Source organism: Pseudomonas sp., from assembly GCF_050739995.1.
Lineage (GTDB): Bacteria > Pseudomonadota > Gammaproteobacteria > Pseudomonadales > Pseudomonadaceae > Aquipseudomonas.
Genome location: NZ_JBOICG010000536.1, coordinates 1 through 7,663, shown reverse-complemented (window position 1 = coordinate 7,663; position 7,663 = coordinate 1). Strand labels below are relative to the sequence as shown.

Here is a 7,663-nt window from a genome sequence, read left to right as displayed (position 1 = left end):
ATCATGAAGATGTCGAGGTCGTACTCGCGGCCGTAGGTTTCTTCGTCCCAGCGCATGGATTTCTTCAGGCTGGTCATGGCGTGCTGGCACTTGTCGATATTTTCCGGCTCGACGTAGATGCGCAGTGCCACTTCGCGCTGGGTCATGGTGGTGAAACTGTCTTCCACGCACCACAAATCACCGGCGACCAAGGCGAACAGATAAGCAGGCTTCTTGAACGGGTCTTCCCAGGTCGCCCAGTGGCGGCCGTCTTCGCCAGGGCCACTGGCAATCGGGTTGCCGTTGCTCAAGAGCACCGGGTAGCTGTGCTGCTCGGCGATCACCGTGGTGGTGAACGTGCTCATCACATCCGGGCGGTCGAGGTAGTAGGTGATCTTGCGGAAACCTTCGGCCTCGCACTGGGTGCAGAACATGCCGCTGGACTTGTACAAACCTTCCAGGGCGGTATTGGTTTCCGGGTGAATGCGCACGCTGGTGTCGACGGTGAAGGTTTCGCTGGTCGGGTGCAGGGTCAGGTGGCTGTCGGTCAGTTGGTAGTCCGAAGCCGTCAGCTCGCGGTCGCCCAGGTTGACGGTCAACAGCTCCAGTTGCTGACCATCCAACACCAGTGGCGGCAGGCCGGCGCCGCACTCAGGGTTGCGCCGCATCACCAGCTGCGCGTGGACCAGACTGTGGTCCTCGAACAACTCGAAGGTCAGGTGCGTCTCGTCGATCAGGTAGTCCGGCGCCTGATAGTCCTTAAGGTAAATCATCTTCGGTTGTTCGGTGCGCATGGGTGGCATCCTTCTACTGATGCACGGCGAGCTGGTAGGCCGTGTACTTACGAATGTTGATTACGCCAGTGTCGAAGATCAGGTACTGGCCCTTGATCCCCATCAGCGTGCCTTAGGCAATCGGGTTCTTGTCCAGGTTGAAGCTGACGATCTTGGCCGGATATTGCTCCACCGGGTAGCGGATTTCGATGGGCTCGATATCGGTCACCGGTTGGATGGCCTGCAGGCCGAAGCGTTCCTGCAAGCCAAGCAAGCCTTCGGCGCAGGAGGCAAAGAGTTCATCGCGTACCTGCTTGAGGTCCACCGACTCGGCATCGCCCTTGAGCAGCGCGCGCCAGTTGGTCTTGTCGGCCACTTGGCTGCGGAACAGGTCTTCGACAAAACCGGATTGCTGGCGAGTCGCAACCCGCATGATCGGCAGCGCCTGACTGGCGCCCTGGTCGAGCCACCGGGTTGGCAATTGAGTGGCGCGGGTGATGCCGACCTTGATCCCCGACGAATTGGCCAGATAGACCACGTGGTCGGTCATGCAGAATTTTTCGCCCCAGCCCGGATCACGGCAGGTGCCGGCGTCGTAATGGCAACGCTCGGGGCTCATGATGCACAGATCGCACTGGGCCAACTTGGTCATGCACGGGTAGCAATAGCCCTGGCTGAAACTGGTCTTGGTCTTGCGGCCACAATGGCTGCAATGGATGGCGCCGAGGTATTCCAGGCGCACATGAGTACCGATCAACGGGTTGACCGGCACCTCGGCATCACCCAAACGAAATGCGTATTGAACGGTCGACTCACCGAGTTGAGCCGACATTTTGCTGACTGCACCGCGACCAATTTCAATCAATGGATCGCATCCGACTTGAACAGGATGTTCGGCACCGGTGCCGACTTGGACGCGCATTCCTGCGGGCCCATGTAGCCGGTGCGCTGGTCTTCCGGCAGGTTCTGGATTTCCCAGGCGATCACCGCTTGCAGGGACAGTTCGCGCTGCTCGGCGGTGAGTTTGCGACCATCGGACCATTTGCCGATTTCCACGGCGAGCTTGAGACTCTCGTAGATATCCGGGGTGATGTTTTCGATCATTTCAGCAAAAGAGGACATAAGGCTCTTCCTTATCAAATAGAGGCTTTGCGGCGGCTGTACAGCCCACCCAGCAAACCCGTCAGGCAACCGATGACCAAGCCGCCCACATGGGCCGCGTTGGCGATTTCGCCGAAGCCGATCATCGAGACCAGCCCCGACATGCACAGCACCAGCCATATCAGCATCATCGCCAGCACTCCACGGGGCAGGCGATAGGCCGGGTTGGGCGACAGTAATTGGAAAATCCAGCAGTGCCCGAGCAGGCCATACAATACGCCGGACAACCCACCAAACAGGCCGGGGCCGCCATAGGCGTATTGCGCATAGTTGGAGACCAGGCTGAACAACAGGGTCAAGCCCAGCAAATTGATACTGCCCTGGCGCACTTCGATACGGCGGCCCAGTTCCCAGTACCACATGCCATTCATGGCCAGGTGCAGGATGCCGAAGTGGATCAGCATCGGCGTGACCAACCGCCACCACTGCCCCGAGGCCAGGCTGTCGGCCAGCGGCGTGAACTGGATGTACTCGCCCATCACCCGGAACGGCAGGAAGGTCAGCCAGGCCATGGCTTGCAGGTTTTCGCCGAGCAAGGTCACCGCGCCCACAACCATGCTCGCCAACAACACCAGCGCCGTGACCGGGCTCATGCGCAATTGTTGAACGAAGCTTGGACGGGTAACGGGCGCCTGCTCGGGAATATCCAGCTGTTGGTCCGGGTCACCGGCGGGGAAACGCTGGTACAGCACACGCACATCGTCGCTGATGGTTTCAGGCACCCACAGCACCTGCTCTCCGCCCTCTTCGCTGACGCGATGGGGCACTTGCATGCGTTGCAACAACTTGACGAAACCACCCAGGTCAACGCTCAGGGGCAAGCGCAATACAGCTACGGTACTCATGCAATGACCTCAGGGCGCTCAACGTCCACCCAGACAAATTTACGCGGGTCCAGTTGGGTTTCCTGGTCCAGTCGATACGCCACCAACTTGCCGTACAGCACGGCGCTGTAGTCCAGGCAGGCCAGGTTGTCGCGGATCGGTGTAGGTTTGCCGCTGCGCCAGTAATGGCCAACGAACAACAACGGCTCGTCGACGCCATAGCGCAGCAGGGAGTTTTTCTCCGTCGACGACAACGGCGTACGTGCCACCGGCTCCGGCAGTGCGTCCGGCTGGAACACGATGTCGCCGTAGGTTTTCGGGTCATCTTCCCAGAACTTGGTACGGAAGAACGAGCGCGTCAGGCCATCGCCACCGGTCAACGTCAGACCATCGGGCAGTCGCATGTCGGTGCCGCGCAGTAAGCGGTCGAAGGCATTGCACGCAAAGCTGCCCGGTACGGCGGCGGCTTGCAGGAAGTGCTGATCGATACAGCCATCCGGGAACGTGGCGCGCAGCGGATCGATAAAGCCGTCATCCCAGCACGCATGCACCACGCGAAAGCGTCCGGCGTCGACAAACAGCGGCATGTCGTAGAACCAGCCAAGGAAGTCGTGCCAGTCAGCCGGGTGGTGCTCGAACTGGGCCAGGGTCTCGTGGATCAAGCGCGCATGGCGTGGGTTGTGCTCACGCACGAACTGCTTGCCACTGCCCGGCGGCGCCGGTGTGGTCCAGCCCAGCGCGTTGAACTCGTGGTTGCCCATGATGCACAGCGCCTGGCCGGCCTCGGCCATGTCGTGGACGATATGCAGCGCCTCGCGGATACGCGGGCCACGGTCGATGATATCGCCGAGGAACACCGCCATCCGCGTGGGATGGCGCCAGGTGCCGCCCTGCTTTTGGTAGCCCAGCCGGTCGAGCAAGTGCTCAAGGGTATGGGCGCAACCGTGCACGTCACCAATCAGGTCGTAGCTACGCGCGGGATCGAGCATCAGTCGCCTCCACCCCCCAAGCGGCTGCCCCAGCCCAACTTGGTGCGGCACACTTCGTAGTAGTTGTGATCCAGCGGGTGGATCAAGCGCAACTTCTGTGCCTTTTTGCTCACGGTGATGGTGTCACCGGGGGCGCAGGTGAAATGGTTCTGCCCGTCGCAGGAGACTTGCGGGTAGATCTGCATGTCTTTGGACACCACGATTTTCAGCTCACTGTTGCCATCGACCACAATTGGCCGGCTGGACAACATATGGGGGTACATCGGCACGATCACAATGGCATCGAGCTTGGGATGCATGATCGGGCCACCCGCTGACAACGCATAGGCCGTGGAGCCGGTCGGCGTGGCGACGATCAGGCCGTCGGCCTTCTGGCTGCACACGAACTGGCCGTCGATATACAGCTCGAACTCGATCATCCGCGTGGATTTGCCTGGGTGCAGCACCACGTCGTTCAGTGCATCGCCCTGGCCGATGGCTTCACCGTGGCGGCGCACTTCGGCTTGCAGCAGGAAGCGGTTTTCCACCAGGTAATGGCCGTCGAGCACCTTGGCCACTTCGACTTCCAGTTCATCGGGGCGGATATCGGTGAGGAAACCCAGGCTGCCCCGGTTGATCCCCAACACCGGCACATTATGCCGTGCCAACGCCCGGGCTGCGCCGAGCAGGCTGCCGTCGCCGCCGACCACAATCACCATGTCGCACACTTCGCCGAGCATCTTGCGCGACGAGGTTTGCAGGCCGTGGCCCGGCAGGATTTCGGCGATGGTGTCTTCGAGGATCACATGCAGGTGGCGTTCCAGCAGGAATTTTTTCAGCCGGCGGACGGTGTCCAGCACCTGGGTACTGCCCAGGCGACCGATGATGCCGATATTGCGAAATTGCTCCATGGGGCTCCTGCGGGGTATGGGGTGTGGCCAAAAAGAACGATTATGGGCGAAAGGCCGCGCCAGGCAAAACCCTTTGTCGCCGTGAAGCCGTGATGACAACGGTTCTCAGCCACCTGCCGTGCAGTTAAAAGGCTATGCTCGGACCATGACTGTGTTCCCGGATCTGCACAACCTGCCCCGTCAACTGCGCCACCCAGAAGTGCGCGACTTGGCGTGGGTGATGCTCGCCCCGCCGATGCTCGCGCAAACGCCATGGCCGCAGCGTCATCCATTGGCTGGCAGCGACTGGGTGCAGGCGCCCGATCGGCTTGAGCATTGGTTGCGCACCCTCGACCAAGACAGCAGCGCCTTGCAGCACTGGCTGAGCCTGTCCCGCACCCGGCGCCTGGGCCTCTACTATGAACGCCTGTGGCAGTTCGCCGTGCAACATGCACCGGGGGTGGAGTTGTTGGCAGCCAACCTGCCGATCCGCCGCGCCGGGCATACCTTGGGCGAGCTGGACATGCTGGTGCGCGACCGCGATGGCGTGCACCACCTGGAACTGGCAATCAAGCTGTATCTCGGCCCCCAGGACGGTAACGGCCAAGATGCGGCGCAATGGCTAGGGCCGGGTTGTCATGATCGGCTGGACCGCAAGTTGGCGCACCTGGCGCACCATCAACTGCCGATATCGGCCAAATCAGAGAGCCGCGAAGCCTTGGCCGCGCTGGACATCCAGCAATTCGACGCGCATTTGTGGCTCGGCGGCTATTTGTTGTACCCATGGCCTGGCCAGGCTGAATCCCCCCACGGTGCCCACCCGCAGCATCTGCGTGGGCGTTGGTTGCACCAGCGGGACTGGCGCGACTTTGTCAGCGCGGGCCAGCCCGGCCGCTGGCAGCCTCTGCCCCGGCACGCGTGGCTGGCGCCAGCGCATTACCCGTCGGATGAGGTCTGGAGTGAACCGCAGATGCAAGGCTGGCTCACCGACCTGGACCCCATGGCGCCGGCGCAATTGCTGGTGCGGATGGTGCAGAACGGTGAGGACTGGGAAGAAGCCGAGCGGTTGTTTCTGGTGGCGGATCTTTGGCCAAATGTGCCGGGGGTGGGCTGAGTATGTAGTGAGCGGGCTTGCCCCGCGCTGGGTGGCGAAGCTACCCCAATAAGGCCGCCGCGGTGTGTCAGGTAAAACGCAGTAGCAGGTTTTGGGGCGGCTTCGCCACCCAGCGCGGGGCAAGCCCGCTCACTACAAATGATCGATATGCCGATATTCCAACTGCAACCCCATCGCCAGCTGTTGAGCCCTACCCAACCTGATCGGCCCACGTTCGATATCCACCAGCAACCCCGGACACTCCAGCAACGGCAACCCGGCAACATCCTTAAGCCGCCCATCCGTAATCACCAACAACCGCTGCTGCTCGGCAGGATAGCGTTTGCGCCGCAGCGCCAACCATTGCCCAGCCTCGGTCAGCGCCGCCAGCAACGGCGTACCGCCACCGGCGCCCAACAGCTCCAGCCAACCTGAGAGGCTCTTCGCCGCTTTCAGCCCCTGCACCTGCCACTTGGGCGACTGCCCGCTGGCGGTCAACAACGCCATGCGCGCTCGCCGGCGGTAGGCGTCCTCGAGCAACTGGGCCAGCAAGCCTTTGGCGTCGCTTAATGCACGATGGCGCCGCGTGGACGCCGAGGCATCAACAATCACCAGCCACAATTCATGGGCCGAACGGCTGCGCAGATGAAACAGCAAGTCCTCGCGCACTTGCGGGCGACCACCGAGCAAGGTGCCCGGCCAATTGATCGAGCCCTGTTGAGCGCTACGTGCCCTGCCCTGCCTTCCTTTGTCCACTCGCCCCGCTTTGGGCCGGGCATCCGCCCCCGCATCAAGTCGAGGGCGAATGCCTAGGGCTTTTTTGGCCAGGCAGGCACATCACGACGAACGCCCGTGGGCAGTGCCGGTGCGGGCATATCGCCCCACTGGCCTTGGCCGGATGAAGTATCAGACGGCTTGGGCGACTGTCCCTGATTGGATGGGCCGGCAGGCGGTGATTGCTCCTGACGGCGATGGCGCAAGGCAAATTCGGCCACGGCTTCGATATCTTCGTCGGCGATGGCATCAGCCCCCCGCCAAGCGGCGTGCGCCCTGGCGCCGCGCAGCCAGACAAGGTCGGCACGCAAGCCATCGACACCCGCGGCAAAACAGCGTTCGGTAATCTGCGCCAAGGCCTGATCATCCAACGCGATACAGTCGAGCCGCGCCCGGGCCTGGGTGCAACGTTCGCGCAAAGCGGCCTGCTGCTCAGCCCATTGCGCACAGAAGGTGTCAGGGTCGCTGTCAAAATCCAGTCGACGCCGAATGATCTGCCCGCGTTCGGTCGGCAAGGTCTGCCCACTCAAGGCCACATTGAGGCCGAATCGATCGAGCAACTGCGGGCGCAGCTCACCTTCCTCCGGGTTCATCGTGCCGATCAGCACAAAGCGCGCCGAATGCCGGTGGGAGATGCCGTCTCGCTCGATCAGGTTGGTGCCGCTGGCGGCCACGTCCAGCAGCAGATCCACCAAGTGATCCGGCAACAAGTTGACTTCATCGACATACAACACCCCACCATCGGCCTTGGCCAACACGCCAGGAGAAAACTGCGCACGGCCTTCGCCCAATGCAGCGTCCAGGTCCAGGGTGCCGACCAGACGTTCTTCGGTGGCGCCCAGCGGCAAGGTGACGAACTGACCGCTGGCCAGCAGGTCGGCCAAGCCACGGGCCAAGGTGGACTTGGCCATGCCACGCGGACCTTCGATCAGTACGCCGCCGATCTTCGGGTCAATGGCGGTCAGGCACAGGGCCAGTTTCAAGTCGTCGGCACCGACCACGGCGGACAGCGGGAAATGGGGAATATCAGTCATCAGCTGTCTTCTTCTATATCCAGCAACAGGTTTTCCAACGCCTCGCGATAGGCCCCCGGTTCCTGCCACAGACCGCGCTGCTGGGCTTCGAGCATGCGCTCGGCCATGTCACGCAGCGCAGCCGGGTTGTGCTGCTGCACAAAAGCCCGGGTGTCAGGGTCAAGCAG

General features: G+C 62.1%; 8 protein-coding genes and 2 pseudogenes. 1 reads left to right on the top strand and 9 read right to left on the bottom strand.

Going from position 1 to position 7,663, the window contains the following annotated elements:
• From pepN to ACRESD_RS17475, 6 genes and pseudogenes are all read right to left on the bottom strand, one after another.
• A pseudogene (pepN, locus tag ACRESD_RS17500) lies at positions 1 to 773 on the bottom strand (aminopeptidase N); the annotation flags it as partial.
• 13 nt (positions 774 to 786) lie between these two features.
• Positions 787 to 1,617 (bottom strand): annotated as a pseudogene (locus tag ACRESD_RS17495) (DUF2797 domain-containing protein).
• Positions 1,614 to 1,874, bottom strand: a complete 261-nt coding sequence (locus ACRESD_RS17490; protein ID WP_016972751.1) for a YeaC family protein — start codon at positions 1,872 to 1,874, stop codon at positions 1,614 to 1,616. The pseudogene ACRESD_RS17495 and the gene ACRESD_RS17490 overlap by 4 nt, the downstream one beginning before the upstream one ends.
• 14 nt (positions 1,875 to 1,888) lie before the next feature.
• A complete protein-coding gene (locus tag ACRESD_RS17485) occupies positions 1,889 to 2,758 on the bottom strand; it encodes a rhomboid family intramembrane serine protease (RefSeq protein ID WP_431752062.1) in 870 nt (289 codons plus the stop codon).
• Entirely contained in the window at positions 2,755 to 3,726 is a 972-nt protein-coding gene (locus ACRESD_RS17480; protein WP_431752061.1) for a metallophosphoesterase, read from the bottom strand. The genes ACRESD_RS17485 and ACRESD_RS17480 overlap by 4 nt, the downstream gene beginning before the upstream one ends.
• A complete protein-coding gene (locus tag ACRESD_RS17475; RefSeq protein WP_003217892.1) occupies positions 3,726 to 4,616 on the bottom strand; it encodes an NAD(+) kinase in 891 nt (296 codons plus the stop codon). The genes ACRESD_RS17480 and ACRESD_RS17475 overlap by 1 nt, the downstream gene beginning before the upstream one ends.
• Positions 4,617 to 4,761: 145 nt before the next feature.
• On the opposite strand from ACRESD_RS17475, the gene ACRESD_RS17470 reads away from it, so the two are divergent.
• Positions 4,762 to 5,709, top strand: coding sequence for a DUF1853 family protein (locus ACRESD_RS17470; RefSeq protein ID WP_431752060.1), 948 nt, complete (start codon positions 4,762 to 4,764; stop codon positions 5,707 to 5,709).
• A 132-nt stretch (positions 5,710 to 5,841) separates the two neighbouring features.
• On the opposite strand, the gene ACRESD_RS17465 is transcribed toward ACRESD_RS17470, so the two are convergent.
• From ACRESD_RS17465 to ACRESD_RS17455, 3 genes are all read right to left on the bottom strand, one after another.
• Complete coding sequence (locus ACRESD_RS17465; RefSeq protein WP_431752059.1) at positions 5,842 to 6,444, bottom strand: VWA domain-containing protein; 603 nt, start codon at positions 6,442 to 6,444, stop codon at positions 5,842 to 5,844.
• A gap of 53 nt (positions 6,445 to 6,497) precedes the next feature.
• Positions 6,498 to 7,496, bottom strand: coding sequence for an ATP-binding protein (locus tag ACRESD_RS17460; RefSeq protein ID WP_431752058.1), 999 nt, complete (start codon positions 7,494 to 7,496; stop codon positions 6,498 to 6,500).
• Positions 7,496 to 7,663 (bottom strand): cobaltochelatase subunit CobN (locus tag ACRESD_RS17455; RefSeq protein WP_431752063.1); only part of this gene is annotated, 168 nt, incomplete at its 5' end. The genes ACRESD_RS17460 and ACRESD_RS17455, both read right to left, overlap by 1 nt.